Here is a 16,506-nt window from a genome sequence, read left to right as displayed (position 1 = left end):
TATAAATCAAAGGAGTAAGCAGGCGCTTACTCCTCACAGTGATTAGCGGAAGAATACTTCAACTTCACCTTTTGATTTGATCAGCATTGGTTGACCGAAACGGTCTAGCGCCTTAGGTGCAGCTGTTTTGATCCAGCCTTCGCTGATGCAATATTCTTCTACATCGTTACGCTCTTTACCTTTAAAACGCACACCGATATCGTGCTGTAAAATCTCTTCATTGTAGAACTTGCTACGAGGATTAATTGAAAGGTGATCTGGAATTGCTGGTAAATCTGTCTTATCAGTCATAATCTTTTCTTAAATACAGTGTAAAAACTGGGCGTATTGTAGGTAATTGCTAACAAGCTCTCAACCAACTTTATCACTTAATAATTAATCTTCTACTAAAGTGTCTAATTTATAGAAAAAATCACCAAATACGGCTGACATATCTTCTGTATGTTCATTAACTTCCAATACACGCTCTCTAGACTTACTAAGCAAGGAAAGCAGTTCGGCTTCTTGTTGCTGACTCAAACCAAAACCTAAACTCGCTTCTTCGATCTCAAACAATAGGTCTTCAATTAGATCTTGAATCGATTGCGTATAGGCCTTGTGAGTTTGTTCAATATTAGACAAGTCTTTTTGGGCAATTTCGCTCAGCTCTTTGATCCCTTTATTTCTTTGCTGCATCATTTTGATATTGGTTTCTAAAGAGGACAGTCTTGCATCTGCCCCTCTTACGATTAAGGCTAAAATGTCATTAAAGCGGCCATACTTTTCAGAATCATCGCAGGGCATATTTTTAACTAACAACGAGCACCGCTCACTATTAAAAAAGCTTCTTTTATCAATATTAATAACGGTTTTAGAGTTTCTTGCTCGAGTTAATAATTCATTTTCTAGTGGGTTAACTAACTCTGAACTGCTGTAATTTTTGAAACTATTCAATATACCTATTTGAGTTGATACCTCTAAACCTAATTGCTTAGATGAGCTAATAACTTCATTGGCTAACGCCGTCATTGTTTTGCACTGATAGCTTTTTTCTATAAACTCAAGCGCAACCCCCAACTCACTACAACTGGTAATCGCAGTCAGCGTAACTTCTTCCGCATTTTGACAACTCACTTTCAATGACGCAATTTCATCTTTTAGCCTCATTAATCTATCTATACGAAACTTTAACTCATCTGCATCAAAGGGTTTGGCAATGTAATCATCTCCACCAGCGCGAAAACCTTGCAAGATATCTTCAGTCGAGCTTTTGGCAGAAACAAATAACACAGGCGTTCGACAATTAAGCTGATTTCGCAGCTGTTCACACACCTCATAACCATTTACCTCAGGCATAACCACATCCAGTAAAATGGCGTCGTATTCTCCTTGAGACAGCAGTTCAAGCCCTTGCTTACCTCCTAAAGCTGGAGTGATATCATAGTGCTGGCCGAGCATTGAGCTCACAATGTCATGGTTTACATCATCGTCATCAATCACAAGCACTTTACTTTGCATACTTCACTCCAAGCTTATTTGGTCAATCATGATACTTTTCAGAAATCGAGTAAAATTCATGCTCAATTGTTAAAAATAAATCGGTAAGGTGAGGATCGAAGTGGGTGCCACTTCCCTCTTTTATGATGTCAATTGCCTGTTGGTGTGTCATCGCCTGTTTATATACTCTCTTAGAGATTAGGGCGTCATATACATCGGCTATAGCCATTAGCCTAGCACTAAGTGGAATAGCCTCCCCTCGAATGCCTTTGGGATAGCCACTACCATCCCATTTTTCATGGTGATATAGCGCGATTTCTTTCGCAACTTCCAAAAAGTCATGTGCTGTCCCTACACTCTGCTCGGCTTGATTTATAGCGCTATAACCTAAGACTGCATGAGTTTTCATCACTTCAAATTCGTTCTCAGTCAGCTTGCCTGGTTTAAGTAAAATGCTATCTGGTATGCCAACTTTGCCAATATCATGTAAAGGTGCTGACTTATAAAAAATATTGATCCGCTCTTTTGTGAGCACTTTTTTATATTTAGGAAGCTTTGCTAACTCCTCAGCTAATCGCTTTACATACAATTGCGTACGCTTAATATGAAAGCCAGTTTCTTCATCTCTCGTTTCAGCTAAACTCGCCATTGCTTGAATGGTCACATCCTGCAACTCGGACATTTGCGCAGCACGCTTTTGAACTTCTTCTTCTAAGTATAAGTTTTTACTCTTTAAGAAGTCTTTTGAGCGCTTATTTAGAAGATGCGTTTTTAGCCTTGCCATCAAAATTGGAGGGCTGATTGGCTTTGAAATATAATCTGACGCACCTAGCGAGAAGCCTTTTTTTTCATCCTCCACAGAAGACTTTGCAGTAAGAAAAATTACAGGTATGTCTTTACTTTTAGGGTTACTTTTTAATTCTGTAATTACCTCATAACCGTCCATTTCAGGCATTACCACATCTAATAGAATAATATCTACTTCATTACGCTCTAAAATGGCCAGTGCTACAGAACCACTTTTAGCAGCCAACACCCTGTATTCATCACCAATGACCTCACTAATAAAAGATAAATTTTCGCTGACGTCATCAACTACAAGAACTGTTGCATTCTCCATAAATAAGCGCTGTTCATTTTTCAAACATAAAAATAAATATAGGTCTATCCTGTAAATTACAGCAAATAAATTTATTGAATAATGCTTAACTTAAGAACCACATTCATCATTACATTTACAATAATGCTGCTTTCTGGGCTAGGTATGGGGTTAACAACCTACACCTCCCAAAGTAAGCTATCCGATATCACTTTATTAAAAGAGCAGCTTTTTAAACTAAACAACCTCGCCAATGAGTTGAAAACCAGTTCAGATAAGCTCTCACAATTTGCTCGAAGCTACGCAAACACTAGAAATCAGCGATGGTTAGATTTATTTGATTATGTTTTGCTATTACGTCAGGGCAAAGTGCCCCTACCTTCTGAATACACTCTCGACTACTGGGATAAATTATCAGCTCCCAATATGCCCCTCCCTCAAATAGATAAAAAAATCAAAGGCATAAGTATTATTGAGCGACTTGAAAATACCGGGATCAAACCAATAGAGCTTGCAAGATTACGTAATGCTTTAGCTAAGTCTGATGCCCTAGTGAATCTAGAAAATCGTGCTTTTAACGCAATGAAAGGCTTGAGGCAAGATCAGTTTGGCAATTGGAATATTAAAGGTGACCCCGATTTTGCGTTAGCAAGGCAAATATTATTTAGTGATGAGTACTTTGCTGCTAAAGCCAATATCATGACAGAAATTGAACAAGCCTATCATAGTGTTGAGAGTCGCCTTGACAATCAAATGTATCAGTTGAAAACAGAGTACGAAGTTGTTCACTTTGCTAATACGGTGCTTATTGTCTTACTCGTGAGTAATATCATTATTTCTTTCTATTTGCTCTGGAGTTTATACATCAAGCCAGTTGCAACAATTCAAAAGCAAGTGGTGCAAAATGTAAAAGATAAAAACCTCAATTTTAAACTCAATGAGTCTGTCAGGGGTGAGCTTTCTATATTCACTAAGTCTATGAATTTCTTATTGGAGAACATCTCTGAACAACTAAACTTTAATACCATCATGAAAGATTTTGGTATGGCTTTGAGGGGGAAGAAAGATCCCAAAGCATTGGGTGAAGAGCTTCTACAGTTTTTAGAAAAGCGCTTACCCATCCCCTTAATGGGCCTTTATGTCATAGAGAATAATAGCGTTCTCACCAGGGTAGCTGGTACAGGCTACTGTGCTTCAGCGCCAAAGAAGTATAATAATAAAGACTGTATTCATTTTCATGTCGTAGAAACAAAAAAACCATACAGACTGCGTTTTGGTGAACATCAATACTCGATTGATTTGAATGGTGAACGCCTTGAAATAGACGAGATGCATTACTTCCCTCTTTTAGTGGGGCAACAAAGCATTGGCTTACTAGAACTTGGGTGTTTAGAAAGCATTAATAGTTCTGATTATAAATGGGTTAAATCTGTTATTCACGATTTGGCTATTAGTTTGCAGTTGACACAAAATATTGAGTTGCAAGCCAAGGCTGAAAAACGTGTCAGTGAACAATTAGAGCTTAATAAGAAAATACTAGATGCAATACCTAATCCCATGTATTACAAAGACAAAAAAGGGGAGTTTTTAGGCGTTAACAGCTCTTTCCACCGCTATTTTGGCACTTTTGACGCCGATGTACTCTCAGCTATGCCGTCTGATATTTTTTCCCCACATGTTGCCTGTATTTTTGAAGAGTCACATCAACGTTTAATCTCTAAAGGCAGTAACCATAACTTTGAAATTATGATTGATGATGAGCAAGGCCACACCCGAAGCTTCGTCGTATACGAAGCCAGTTTTACCGATGTTAATAATATTGCTGATGGCGGCGTTGGGTTATTGCTTGACGTAACCGAACGCAAACAAATGGAGCAAGAGTTAATAGAAGCAAAAATCAAAGCCGATGAAATGAGCTCTGCAAAAGGAGAGTTTTTGGCAAACATGAGCCATGAAATCCGTACGCCTATGAATGCTATTATTGGTATGAGCCATTTAGCTTTAAAAACAGAACTAACAAAACAGCAATATAACTACATTAATAAAATAGATCTGGCTGCAAAGAATTTGCTGGGCATCATCAATGATGTTTTAGACTTTTCTAAAATTGAATCCGGCAAATTGTCTTTAGAAGAAGTGCCGTTTTCACTCCAAGAAGTGCTAGACAATGTTGTTGCGATTAACATTATTAAAATCCAAGAAAAAGACCTCGAATTGCTCATTGATATTGAACCAAACACACCAATTAACCTGATTGGTGATCCTTTACGATTAGGGCAAATTCTTATTAACCTTGTCGGTAATGCAATTAAGTTTACCGAAAAAGGCGAAATAAAAATCACCGTCAGTTCTAAGAAAGATGGGCAAAAGGTTGCTCTAGGCTTTGCTGTGCAAGACAGCGGTATAGGTATGACGCCTGAGCAGCAAAAAAGGCTGTTTCAAGCTTTTTCACAAGCTGATGGTTCAATTACCCGTAAATATGGTGGAACAGGCCTTGGCTTAAGTATTTCTAAGCGCTTAGTAGAACTAATGCAAGGCGAAATCACTGTTTCTAGCACCCCAAATAAAGGCTCACAATTTAGCTTTAATATTCTCTGTGAGATTCAAGGAGACAAAGCCTCAACAGTAACCTGCCCTGCGAGTATGTTAGAAGGAAAACAGGTCTTAGTTGTAGATGATAATGACAGTGCGCGTGATATTTTGGCCAATATTTTAAGCTCTATGAAATTTAATGTTCACCGAGCTAGCAGCGGTTTTGAAGCCCTTGAAATATTAGAAACAGAGCGAATCGAAATAGTTTTCATTGATTGGAAAATGCCACAATTAGATGGCATTGAAACAATACATAAAATAAGAGCCAAATATATAGATCTCCCTCCAAAATGCATTTTAGTCACAGCTCATGGTAGTGAGGTACACCTTGAACAATCATTACAATGTGTAGACGCTTTAATGCTAAAACCTGTTGATGCTTCTCAAGTAAATAATGTGCTTTCAGAGTGCTTTAACCTTCAACAACCTAACTATAAAAAGCCATCTCAAGCACACTGTGAAACCAAACTGTTTAATCAAGAACGAATTTTATTAGTTGAAGACAATGAAACTAATCAAGAAGTCGCTTCTGAAATGCTGCAACAAGCGAACCTAAAAGTGACAGTGGCTGATAATGGGCAGATAGCTTTAGATTTACTCTCAGAACACGCTTTTGATTTAGTGTTGATGGATATGCAGATGCCAGTGATGGACGGACTAACTGCGACGAGAGAAATTCGCAAACTAGAACAATTTACAACACTCCCCATCATTGCAATGACTGCAAATGCGATGCAAGAGGATATAGATAAATGCTCTAATGCTGGTATGGATGGTCATATTTCAAAACCCATTAACTTTCAAACAATGATAAACACCATTCAAGCCCATTTAAGTGCTGAACGTCCCTTACCCTCTGTAACGACTGAAGAAACTGAAGCACAAAGTAATGCGGGGTTTCAATTTGAAGGACTTGATCACCAACAAGGTATTGAACGCTTAGGAGGAAATGCAGACGTATACTGGAAAATTTTGAAAAAGTTCATTAATAAGCAAATTGAAGAAACCATTAATTTAAACCAAGCACTCATGCTAGGTGATACAGAATGCGCCCACCGCTTAGCTCACTCATTAAAAGGCTCAGCGGCAAATCTTGGTGCTCACTTTCTTGAGCAAAACGCGTTAGAAATCGAACAAGCAGTGCAAAACAATCAAGCAGTGAATAATGACCGAGTCAGTGAATTAACGGTATATTTAAGGGCACTTAACGAAGCGTTATTACTTGAAGGAAGTAATCAAAATGAAAGCTCTGGGACAGAAATTGATCTGGTAACTCTAGATAAAGCGCTTTTGCTTGAGCGCTTTAATACATTAAATGAAACATTGCAGGCTTATGATGCCAGTTCGAAGAGTCACCTAAAGTCAATTGTCGAACTCAATATGTTACCAAAAGAGCAGTTATCGCCTATTGAAGCACATATTGATAATTTTGACTTCGAACAGGCGATTGAATCTCTCAATACCTTAAGGCAGTCAATTAACTGCTAGCTTAAATTAATAAAATCGACAATAACGGTACAAGGAGTATCTATGCCCACAATGCTAACCAGCATAGGTTTACCTGTCGCGCTGATCTTAATTATGATTGGTGTCGGCATGAGTTTGACCCGAGATGACTTTACTCGGGTTTTCAAACAGCCTAAGAGTTTTTTGATTGGCGCAGGCTGCCAAATGTTATTGCTACCATTGGTAGCGATTGCCATTATCGCTTTAACCGGCTTATCGGGCGAGTTAGCGATTGGCTTGTTTATTTTATCTCTATGCCCTGGTGGCACAACTTCAAACCTATACAGCTATTTAGCAAAAGGCGATGTTGGTTTATCCGTTTCACTCACCGCAGTCATTGGTTTTATCACCCCATTTACTATCCCGTTTGTGGCCACTTGGGCCATCGCATTTTATGGTGAGCAAGCTCAAAATTTTCAATTACCTATAGTAAGCACTTGGTTCAAACTTCTGGCAGTGACTGTATTCCCAGTGTTAATAGGTATGGGGGTACGCGCTAAATGGTCTGCTTTTGCTAATCGTGCGCAAAATTACGTAAGTTGGTTTTCTGTAGCCGTACTAACTCTGGTGATTTTAAGCATTTGCATTAAATTAGGCGACCAACTCATTGAGTTTATTTTTCTTGCTGGACCTGCGGCTGTTTTACTCAATATCGTGACTATGTCGTTAGGTTATTTGATTGGCCAAAAATTGCTTCATAACGATGCCCAGTCTCGCACCATTACCCTTGAAGTGGGGCTACAAAACGGCACCCTCACATTGCTCATCACCAGTACCATTTTAGAGAGCACGACGATGTCGATTGCACCAAGTATCTATAGCTTATTTATGTTTATCTCTGCAGGTTTGTTTACTTATTTTGTCACAAAAAAGGTAGGCTAATTTATTGGAAACGCACAATGAGCTATTGCACATTGTGCGTATAAACACTAAGAATGTACTTCGCTTTTCGTAGGCTCTGCAAAGTCTGGTCGAGGTAACTTTTCTAGTACATAGTACAACCCCATCACCACAATACACATGGCTGAACACACCACAAATAGCCAAAAGCCACCGAATAAATCGAGGATAATACCGCCGCCAAGAGGCGCGAACGCAAAGCCAAAATCGTAAAACGCGGACGCGCCAAAATAAGCCCCTCTTAGATTATCAGGCGCAATGCGGTCTATATGTACGTTCATGGTCGGGAATAAAATCGCCTCCGCTAAGCTCAGCACCACAACAGCACCAATCCAGCCCCAGAAGAAACTCGGTGCATTGATTGCCATAAAGGCCTGCGAGCACATCAACAAAACCAAACCTACTTGAATACGATGTACCAGTTCGACTTTAGCCATGATCCGCAATAACAGAAACTGACAAGTGATGATCACCATGGCATTGGTAAATATCAGTGATGAAACTAGCTCAAGTAATTGCGGAACATTCTCGCGTGTTAGGTATTGCACTAATGAGCTATCCATTTGTCCGTAGATAAACAAACAGATGACATTGGCTAATATCAAGCATTGAAGTAAGCGATCTTTGGCTAAAATAGCCAAGGTTTGCTTCATGCCAATACTTTCTTTTAAAGACGCTTTGTCATCAGGCTCTACTGAGTTCTTATTTGTGCTATCTGTATTTTGCTGTGACTTTTTATTTTGTGTCTTTTCATGGTAAGAAAAGCCCCACACGAGCAGCCCTAGCAAAAATGCGAAGGCCACAGTCGTGATGTAAAAACTAGACTGCTGCCCAGTTAAGCCCAACCAAACACCCGCAATTGGCCCAACCGCACAACCCACATTAACGATGAAATACATACTCTGCATTGCCAATTCGCGAGTTTTGCTGTCGTCAATAATGTCACCAATCAGCGCAGATGCCAGCGGTCGCCAAAGCGCTGTGGCAATCGAGCACAAGGTGATCACGATGGCAAACATAGTGACGGTATCGGCCTCAGCCAATAGAGAAAAAGACACGATATAAAGCACACCCGTGGCATACATTACGGTTTGTCGACCTAGCCTGTCAGAGAGTGTACTACCAACAAAGCTGACAAATACCGCCACTACGGCTGCCGTAGATAAGATCAGCCCGACCTCAGTCGCGCTTAAGGCAAATTTATCATACAAAATGACCGCCAAAAACGGCCATACCATAAAGAAGCTCCCTCGAGTAATGAAGGAACCAAAAAGTAATATCCACATCAGCAAAGGGAAATCCTTCACCCGCGAGAACGAGAGTTCACTGCTCATAACTGATTGTTCGCAAATAATAGTTAGCTTGACGCTGAAATTAACAAGAAGGGTTTTGTTGGGAAGCCCGAAGTATTCATAATGACGCTAATAAAAAATTTGTCACTATAAAATTAAAGGCTTTTTTAGATTAAAAATGTAACCAGAAATGTATGCCTGTATACGTACCGTTTTATACAGGCTATTTTATTAAAAAGGGCTCTTATACCTGTGCTACTTTTTGTGGCCAAGGATCTTCGAAGGTGCCGCCGTTTCGCCAAAAATTCAATTCTTCATCGGTTAAAAAACAATTTTTAAGTGCCTTAATAAAATCCGCAGCTTCTTCTTTTTGTCCAATCACAGTTAAACGACAGCGCCTATCTCCAAACCGGCTCTCAATCTTATCGACCTTATTTTTTAGAATATCATAGTGTTCTTGCGTAAAGTTTTGAGTATCGTCATTGAGTATGGGCGCACGCCAAAAGCCAACGACTTCTAACCCTACACTGCCATTGCTTTGGCTCCACAGTAATGACACATCATCGCGAGTCGGCAACCAAAAGAACCCCTTACTTCTAAATACCCCATGAGTCATATGATTATGACAAGTTTCCCACAAGCGCATAGGATGAAAAGGCCTATCATCACGTAAGACTTTTGCAATCAGCTTTTGATTCTTTTTGCCTGAGAGTGTGAGTGGCGTATTCACCGTAGCTCGTAATTCATTTGTAAGTTGAGACACTAAATGGAAATTATAATCTTCAAAACCTTGGATATAATTTAAATCGACTTTGCCCCACTGAGCACTAGAAATGGCAGCATAAGGGTTGATGGGGTGAATTGCTTGAGCGACGGCCGCAACCGCTTTATCGGTTAATTTATCTGTTTTGGTTAAAAATACATTATTAGAAAATAGAATTTGTTCAGCCAGAATGTTTTCGATCCCTCGCCTCTGCGCATTCATATTTTCTTGCCATCTCGGCATTAATTCTTTACCAAAATTGTAGTCCTCCTTTAACCAAGTCGCATCAACCAAAGTAATTACGCCTTTAAGCGCAAAATCTTTATTATCTTTGAAAAAATCGACCAAAGGTAAAGGATGGCTACTCCCCGATGTTTCAATAATTATCCATGGTGGCCTAGCCTCATTCTTAAGTGTTTTTAAAGCCACTTTTAGCTCTTTAAGTCCTTTGCTACTACTGACACTATGGCCACTAATGGTTACAAAGTTGCCACTCTCATTACTGACGATTTCAGTGTTCATGATAAGTACACCATCAACGTCTAGCTCACTCATATCATTAACAATCACACCAGGTACTTGCTGTGATTTATATGACTGGGATAACAAACTGCGTAAAAGTGTGGTTTTTCCTGAACCAAGAAAACCATGCAAAATTGTGACTGGAATAGACATGACAACTCACCTTGAAACCAAAGGTACAATATAACATAACAACTATAGTTTAAGGTGAGAAAATGAGTGCAAAGAAAGCCTTGATTAAATCAAGGCTTTTTAATTTTCTTAGGGTGTTTACGGTTCGGGTAACAAGTAGTACAAATTGGGCACACTAAACCGTGACAACTTCTTGCTTGGCAATGCTCGCGGGCATAGTAGATGATCTGCAAATGTAAGTCGTTCCAAGTCTCTTTCGGAAATAAACGCTTTAAGTCTTTTTCGGTTTGCTCAACACTACGGCCATTCGTTAAACCCCAACGTTGCGCTAAACGATGAATATGGGTGTCGACCGGAAACGACGGCACACCGAATGCCTGCGCCATCACCACCCCAGCGGTTTTATGACCCACGCCCGGCAGAGTTTCTAAAATAGCCATATCTTCTGGTACCACACCGCCATGTTGCTCAACTAACATCTCAGACAAGCGTTTAATTGCTTTCGACTTTTGCGGAGAGAGACCGCAAGGGCGAATAATGGCTTGAATATCGTCAACACTTTGCAGTGCCATATCGAACGGGTTATCAGCTAACTCCCACAATGCAGGGGTTACTTGGTTTACGCGTTCATCAGTACATTGTGCCGACAGCAATACCGCCACAAGTAAGGTATATGGGTCTTTATGATCTAAAGGAATTGGCGGATTTGGATAGCGCTTTTGCAGCTCTGCCAAAATATAATCAACACGCTCTTGTTTTAATAAGTTTTTTACTTCCACCATTTGCTCTTTTTGTTGGCACAACGTGAGGGCATTATAAACTTTCAAATTACAACGTAAATCAAAAGAACAGGATTGCAAGCAGCATGTATTCGCAGGAAGCTATGTGATTTAAAAGATAAAAGGCTGGCAAACAGCCAGCCTTTTTTAATTAAGCTATATTAGAACGAATAAGCAATAGTCGCTTTAATATTTCTACCCGGTTCATAGTCTTGTAAATAAAGCTCTTTAAACCTTGGATGGAAAGATAAACCTGTTCGAGATGATTGCGACGCGTAATATTCATCAAATAAGTTATCGACACCAAAAATCACAGTAAGACCTTCAAACTGCTCAGGCGCCCATTTTGCAGAGATATTATGTACCGTGTATCCATCTTTGCTGTTGTCCAAACTCGCACCGTCTAAATCAATACCGGCTTCAACATCTGAAACCGTTAATACTTCCCAGTTTAAAGCTAGGTTAAGTGCAGATAACTCGTAATTAGCGTGTGCACTGATTGTGCTACCTTGCTGCCTATCTAGGCGTGCTTTATCAAGAGCTTTATATTGTGAAAATGCATCTAACTCACTTTCAGCATCTGAGAAAGTAATACCAAAGCTGAGGGCGTTCAGCTCATAGTTAATATATGCTTCATAACCATCTACAGATAAATCACCAATATTATCTTTCCAACTGCGAACTTCTGAGCCCTCAGGTGGTGTTGCATAATCATAGATGTAATCATTAATTTGCGTATCAAATACAGTTGCACCCATTGATAACTCGCCTTCACCAACCTCAACTCTATATGCAAAAGAAAGCTCAACGTTCAAGCCTGTTTCAGCATTAATGTTAGCGTTAGCTAGGTCATCGCTTCCAGCACCTGTAAATACTTCAGCAATTTCTGGACCTTTAAATATTTCAGTACCGCTTAGTTTAAATAGTAAATCATTAGAGGCCTGGAATTCGAACGCTAGAGCAAATGACGTGTCTGTAAAGTCATCATCAATTAAGTTTGAATCTATGCTGTAGTTGTCATAACGTACACCTGGGATCACAGTAAACTGCTCATTCAACGCAATTCTGTCTTGTACAAAGAAAGACAAGGTTGTTGATTTTTCTTCCGAATTATTTGAACCAGCGTCACCTTTAGCTGTATATTTTGTGTCATGTTTTACATAGTCAAAACCATACGTCAGCTCTTGGTTTATTGCACCGTCTACAAAGGTTTCAGCTAATACATTAAAACCTGAATTGGTTGCTTCACCTGTCACTACACCAGCCCATCTTACAAAAGCAGGGTTTTCTGCCCACCCCATTTCGTTTCGCCATAATTCGCTTGTACTACTATAAATTGCGGCTTCAACTTGAGTCGTATTGGTACTAAGTTGATAATTAACAGTCGCGGTGTCACGAGTCAGTTTTGTAGGCCAAAGTAGTGGTACTTTTAATGCATTTGTGATGGCTAAATCCGTTGCAAGCCCCATATCTGGGCGATAGCTGTAGTTACCTTCATCAGTATATTGCTCATAACTGAACTGAATACGCTGGGCTTCAGTTAAATCTACACCAAACTTAATCAGTGCATCATCAATTTCACCCGCAAGACCTCTTACAGTGCCATCTGTACCAGGAAACACTTCGCCTTTTTCATTTAAGATTTTTCCGCCACCCACTTCGTAGTTGTCACGATCAACAAAGTTGTAATAAGCAAGAAAGTCAACATTATCGTTTATAAGCCCATAGCCCGTCAGAGAGTAGTTACTACCTGAATTATCACCTGCACTCACTTGAACGCGTCCACCAAATTGCTGTTCTTCACTTAGAAGATCTCTTGCTTGCTTAGTTTTGAATCGAACAGCACCACCCAGACCGCCATTTAAAACTGAGTTGCTACCCACTTCTATTTCTACTGATTGTAAAATATCGGCATGGATCTGTAAGTTACCCAAGTGATGGTACATATAGGTATTTTGACGAGCACCATCGATTGAAATATCTAAGTCCTTATCATCCATACTACGAATTGTAATACGCTGGTTTAATGAGTGAGCTCCCCCTACATCGACACCTGGAATAGTGCGTAGTAAGTCGCTTAAGTGGTCAGCTTGTTTGGTCGCAATATTTTCCTTATTAAGGTACATTGATGACGCTTTTACGCCTGTGCTCCACACTGCAATCTGTTCAATCTCTTTGTCTTGATTTGAGTCTGCCATTACTGGCGAAGAAGAAAAAGCAACTGCAACAGCTGCTGCTAAAGAACACTGTGAAAAGCGTTGGAGTGACATTTAAGATCCTTAACAACTTAATGAGAATAATTCACATTACAATACCTGTTTACATGATAAAATTCCCCATTATCTGCTATGCAAAACTGTCATTTCATTATGCTTAACTGTCAAAAAATAAGATATACGCCATGGATTTAAAAGATAAAAAACACTCAAAACAGATACTTAAAAACAAAATTTTGCAAGCTGGGTATGACTTTTCTGCAATACAAGGAAGTGGACAAAGTTCGGATACTCTTCTATCGGGAGCATTAAATTTTAAACAGCTTGCGAATGGAATATCTTTTCACTTTGCTGATACATATGAATCAAGTAATACCGTGAGTAGCTGTGAAATTACAGACCTCATAAGCTTTAATATCTTATTTTCTGGTAAGTTATCATTCGCCATCAATGAACAAAAATACCATTTTGATGCAACCAAATCAGAAAGAGCTTTCATCAATGTAATAAATGGAAAACAAGCTTTTTCTCGTTTTCTTACCGTTGATAATTCGCTAAAAAAACTAAATTTAAGTATTAGTAAAGAGTGGCTAATTCAACGCTGCCTAAATGAACAAGAAAAACGATTTATTTCTTCATTATTCAAAAATAAGCATGCTGTGTATGAATTAAAGTGCTCAGAATTATTAAAAGAGCAAGCATTGCAACTTTGTAGCAATGATTTTGATGATTCACTCAAAGCACTGCTAACCTTGGAAGCAAACGCGACTCTCTTTATTACAGAGCTACTCTCAATGTTAAAAAACAATGTTTCTAGCCATGTCAACAGTATTGAATCTCTTGTAGAAAAGCAGAAAAGAGAATTCGACAAAGAAGTGTTGCCCCTGATTCAAAGCGGTTTCACAGTAAAGCAAATTGCGAGTAAGCTCGGGACAAGTGAAAGTACAATGCAGCGTTATTTTAAGCAGCATTTTCAGATGAGTGCCTTAGAATTCATTAGAGAAAAAAGACTAGAGAAGGCAAGGCGTATGCTAGTTATAGAGCGCAAAAGTATCGGGGAGGCTGCTTATTATAGCGGCTACAAACATGTCTCTAATTTTGTTACCGCATTCAAAAAGCAATTTACAGTTACACCCAGTGAACTGCTCAAACAGCATAAATTATAAAACCTTGAAGATTCCTTAAGCTAAATTCACGTCGCTTTTATATGCAAAGCACTTATGGCAGACTTACAGGTCAGATCTCTTAGAAAAAATAGGCAACGTCGTGCAATTTACCGGTACTGAAAACTACATCGCATCTGACTCTCTTAAGCTTGCAGTAAATGCAGCGATCACACTAGAAAAACCATTATTAATCAAAGGTGAGCCGGGTACAGGTAAAACCATGCTTGCCGAAGAGTTAGCAAAAGCACTCGATACCGAGTTGATTCAGTGGCACATCAAATCAACCACCAAAGCACAGCAAGGCCTTTATGAGTACGATGCTGTATCACGTTTACGTGATAGCCAACTTGGCGACGATCGCGTTCATGACATCAGCAACTACATTGTGAAAGGCAAACTTTGGCAGGCGTTTACCGCTGAAAAGCGCCCTATTCTGCTCATCGATGAAATCGACAAAGCAGACATTGAATTCCCAAATGACCTGCTTTTAGAACTCGATGTATAGTATTGAAAATAAAAGTTACAAACATACTAAAACCTGCCCTTGAGGTTTTTTTTTGGCTATCAAGGCAATCAGTATAGTATTAAAATGTATAACAATATAATATTTGAGCGAGAAGGTGATGCAAAACCTTTATTTACACAGCGTTACACACGAAATTGAAATAGATTTTGACAAAGGAGCTAACCGAACAGTGACTGGCATTTTTGTTGGCGGAAAGCTACTTTTCTCAGCCGCAAAATATGTGGCAGAGAACAAAATGAAGCACGGACGTTCTAAGGTATGGGAAAGTCAGTTTGTTCAAGCTGTGCGCCTGCTTATCGATTATTCCATTGTGCATGAAGGTCACTTTGATAATCCAAAGAATATGTTCGAGTCGTTCGCGAGCCGTTTGCGAGATGGAATAGAAGTATTGAGTGAGGGGTTGCTCTGGTCTGCTAGGAGTGACGACCAAACAAACCGCCTTGTACACCAGCTAACCAAATTTTCAGATTGGTTGTATCTTGAGAGTGATGGACAGTCGGAATTGTTGAATCCCAAACGTGAGGCCACCAAAGCCGAGAGGATTCTCAACCTTGCAGCTTACAACCATCGAATGAATAATTCTTTTTTAAAGCATACCTACTCAGCTCAACATCGAGACAAGGCTGTAAATTACTCAAGAAATATTGCCAATAGAAAGCTTGCAAAGAAACCTGACGAGCCAAAAAAAACCTTTCCTTCAAATATGTTTATGCCACTACTATTCGAAGGTTTCAAAAAAGGTAAAGTTAAGGGTCGCCCTTCACTTTTTGATACTCACAGAGTTGATTACATCTTAATTACGCTACTATTAAACACCTACGGCCTTAGGATATCAGAGCCTTTCCATTTATACGTAGATGATGTAATTCCAACAGGTGAAAATGAATTAATCATAAAGGTGTTTCACCCATCTAAGGGGCTGGCACCAAAACGAGGTAGGGACAAATATGGCAATCAAAACTTAAGGAGAGGCGAGTTCCTTCAGCGTGAGTACGGCATGGCCGACAGAAAATCAGCTGATGGAAAACTACATGCTGGATGGAAGATAGAGTCCTTGGTGGAATTTCCATGTTTTTTCTTTGCTGAAAATGAATACTACAAGTTGTTTGTGACCTTATTTAAGGTTTACTTAGCCAACAGAGTGGAACCGATGAAAGGTAGAGAGCATCCATTCTTGTTTACTGATGAAAGTGGCGAGCCACTAACGTATTCGGCTTACAAACAAGCCCACGAAAGAGCAGTAAAAAAAATAGGAATGACTCCCTTACTTGAATACAGCGGAGTACCACATTGCCACCGTCATAGCTACGGACAAAGATTAGCTAATGCTGAAGTAGAGCCTCGGATAATCAAGGCGGCATTACATCAAACCTCAATTGAATCGCAACTCGTTTACACTGAAGCTGAGAATGCAAAAGTTCAGACTTCCTTGACAGAAGGCTCAAAGAAATTAGAGAAAGAAGCGTTTTTTAACAAGGCTCTCCTACCTAGTAGCCTTGCTTCTCAAGCATCTATTTCTTAAGGTAAGTATCAATAT

At 39.5% G+C, this 16,506-nt stretch carries 11 protein-coding genes and 1 pseudogene; 5 read left to right on the top strand and 7 right to left on the bottom strand.

Annotation, left to right across the window (positions count from 1 at the left end; translation table 11 throughout):
- Nucleotides 1-42: 42 nt before the first annotated feature.
- From ACXAC4_RS02940 to ACXAC4_RS02930, 3 genes are all read right to left on the bottom strand, one after another.
- Nucleotides 43-291 carry a DUF3297 family protein gene (locus ACXAC4_RS02940; RefSeq protein WP_058028947.1) on the bottom strand — a complete coding sequence of 83 codons (249 nt, stop codon included), beginning with the start codon at nucleotides 289-291 and terminating at the stop codon, nucleotides 43-45.
- 84 nt (nucleotides 292-375) lie between these two features.
- On the bottom strand, nucleotides 376-1,497 hold the full coding sequence (locus ACXAC4_RS02935; RefSeq protein ID WP_475158906.1) for a response regulator: 1,122 nt from the start codon (nucleotides 1,495-1,497) through the stop codon (nucleotides 376-378).
- Nucleotides 1,498-1,519: 22 nt separating this feature from the next.
- On the bottom strand, nucleotides 1,520-2,596 hold the full coding sequence (locus ACXAC4_RS02930; protein ID WP_475158904.1) for an HD-GYP domain-containing protein: 1,077 nt from the start codon (nucleotides 2,594-2,596) through the stop codon (nucleotides 1,520-1,522).
- Nucleotides 2,597-2,740: 144 nt separating this feature from the next.
- Between ACXAC4_RS02930 and ACXAC4_RS02925 the strand changes: the two genes are divergently transcribed.
- Both ACXAC4_RS02925 and ACXAC4_RS02920 read left to right on the top strand, forming a co-directional pair.
- Complete coding sequence (locus tag ACXAC4_RS02925) at nucleotides 2,741-6,655, top strand: response regulator (RefSeq protein WP_475158902.1); 3,915 nt, start codon at nucleotides 2,741-2,743, stop codon at nucleotides 6,653-6,655.
- A 42-nt stretch (nucleotides 6,656-6,697) separates the two neighbouring features.
- Nucleotides 6,698-7,555 carry a bile acid:sodium symporter family protein gene (locus ACXAC4_RS02920; RefSeq protein ID WP_475158901.1) on the top strand — a complete coding sequence of 286 codons (858 nt, stop codon included), beginning with the start codon at nucleotides 6,698-6,700 and terminating at the stop codon, nucleotides 7,553-7,555.
- Nucleotides 7,556-7,602: 47 nt separating this feature from the next.
- Here ACXAC4_RS02920 and ACXAC4_RS02915 read toward each other — a convergent pair whose 3' ends face one another.
- From ACXAC4_RS02915 to ACXAC4_RS02900, 4 genes are all read right to left on the bottom strand, one after another.
- Complete coding sequence (locus tag ACXAC4_RS02915; protein ID WP_475158900.1) at nucleotides 7,603-8,907, bottom strand: MFS transporter; 1,305 nt, start codon at nucleotides 8,905-8,907, stop codon at nucleotides 7,603-7,605.
- Between the two features lie 202 nt (nucleotides 8,908-9,109).
- Nucleotides 9,110-10,303: a CobW family GTP-binding protein gene (locus tag ACXAC4_RS02910; RefSeq protein WP_475158898.1), complete on the bottom strand. Its 1,194-nt coding sequence runs from the start codon at nucleotides 10,301-10,303 to the stop codon at nucleotides 9,110-9,112.
- A gap of 89 nt (nucleotides 10,304-10,392) precedes the next feature.
- Nucleotides 10,393-11,064 (bottom strand): endonuclease III, encoded by a 672-nt coding sequence (gene nth / locus ACXAC4_RS02905; protein WP_475158897.1) that lies wholly within the window; start codon nucleotides 11,062-11,064, stop codon nucleotides 10,393-10,395.
- A gap of 158 nt (nucleotides 11,065-11,222) precedes the next feature.
- On the bottom strand, nucleotides 11,223-13,331 hold the full coding sequence (locus ACXAC4_RS02900) for a TonB-dependent receptor domain-containing protein (protein WP_475158896.1): 2,109 nt from the start codon (nucleotides 13,329-13,331) through the stop codon (nucleotides 11,223-11,225).
- A gap of 131 nt (nucleotides 13,332-13,462) precedes the next feature.
- On the opposite strand from ACXAC4_RS02900, the gene ACXAC4_RS02895 reads away from it, so the two are divergent.
- From ACXAC4_RS02895 to gmtY, 3 genes and pseudogenes are all read left to right on the top strand, one after another.
- Entirely contained in the window at nucleotides 13,463-14,443 is a 981-nt protein-coding gene (locus ACXAC4_RS02895) for a helix-turn-helix domain-containing protein (protein ID WP_475158895.1), read from the top strand.
- 100 nt (nucleotides 14,444-14,543) lie between these two features.
- Nucleotides 14,544-14,942: pseudogene (locus ACXAC4_RS02890) on the top strand (AAA family ATPase); the annotation flags it as partial.
- Nucleotides 14,943-15,066: 124 nt separating this feature from the next.
- A complete protein-coding gene (gene gmtY / locus ACXAC4_RS02885) occupies nucleotides 15,067-16,491 on the top strand; it encodes a gamma-mobile-trio recombinase GmtY (RefSeq protein ID WP_475158893.1) in 1,425 nt (474 codons plus the stop codon).
- Nucleotides 16,492-16,506 lie beyond the last annotated feature (15 nt).

Source organism: Pseudoalteromonas sp. AWM4_233, from assembly GCF_056158285.1.
This window is presented reverse-complemented; position numbering and strand designations above follow the sequence as displayed.

Coding starts and splice junctions, on each gene's coding strand:
- ACXAC4_RS02940 (WP_058028947.1), bottom strand. CDS start 291: ATGACTGATAAGACAGATTTACCAGCAATTCCAGATCACCTTTCAATT.
- ACXAC4_RS02935 (WP_475158906.1), bottom strand. CDS start 1,497: ATGCAAAGTAAAGTGCTTGTGATTGATGACGATGATGTAAACCATGAC.
- ACXAC4_RS02930 (WP_475158904.1), bottom strand. CDS start 2,596: ATGGAGAATGCAACAGTTCTTGTAGTTGATGACGTCAGCGAAAATTTA.
- ACXAC4_RS02925 (WP_475158902.1), top strand. CDS start 2,741: ATGGGGTTAACAACCTACACCTCCCAAAGTAAGCTATCCGATATCACT.
- ACXAC4_RS02920 (WP_475158901.1), top strand. CDS start 6,698: ATGCCCACAATGCTAACCAGCATAGGTTTACCTGTCGCGCTGATCTTA.
- ACXAC4_RS02915 (WP_475158900.1), bottom strand. CDS start 8,907: ATGAGCAGTGAACTCTCGTTCTCGCGGGTGAAGGATTTCCCTTTGCTG.
- ACXAC4_RS02910 (WP_475158898.1), bottom strand. CDS start 10,303: ATGTCTATTCCAGTCACAATTTTGCATGGTTTTCTTGGTTCAGGAAAA.
- nth (WP_475158897.1), bottom strand. CDS start 11,064: ATGGTGGAAGTAAAAAACTTATTAAAACAAGAGCGTGTTGATTATATT.
- ACXAC4_RS02900 (WP_475158896.1), bottom strand. CDS start 13,331: ATGTCACTCCAACGCTTTTCACAGTGTTCTTTAGCAGCAGCTGTTGCA.
- ACXAC4_RS02895 (WP_475158895.1), top strand. CDS start 13,463: ATGGATTTAAAAGATAAAAAACACTCAAAACAGATACTTAAAAACAAA.
- gmtY (WP_475158893.1), top strand. CDS start 15,067: ATGCAAAACCTTTATTTACACAGCGTTACACACGAAATTGAAATAGAT.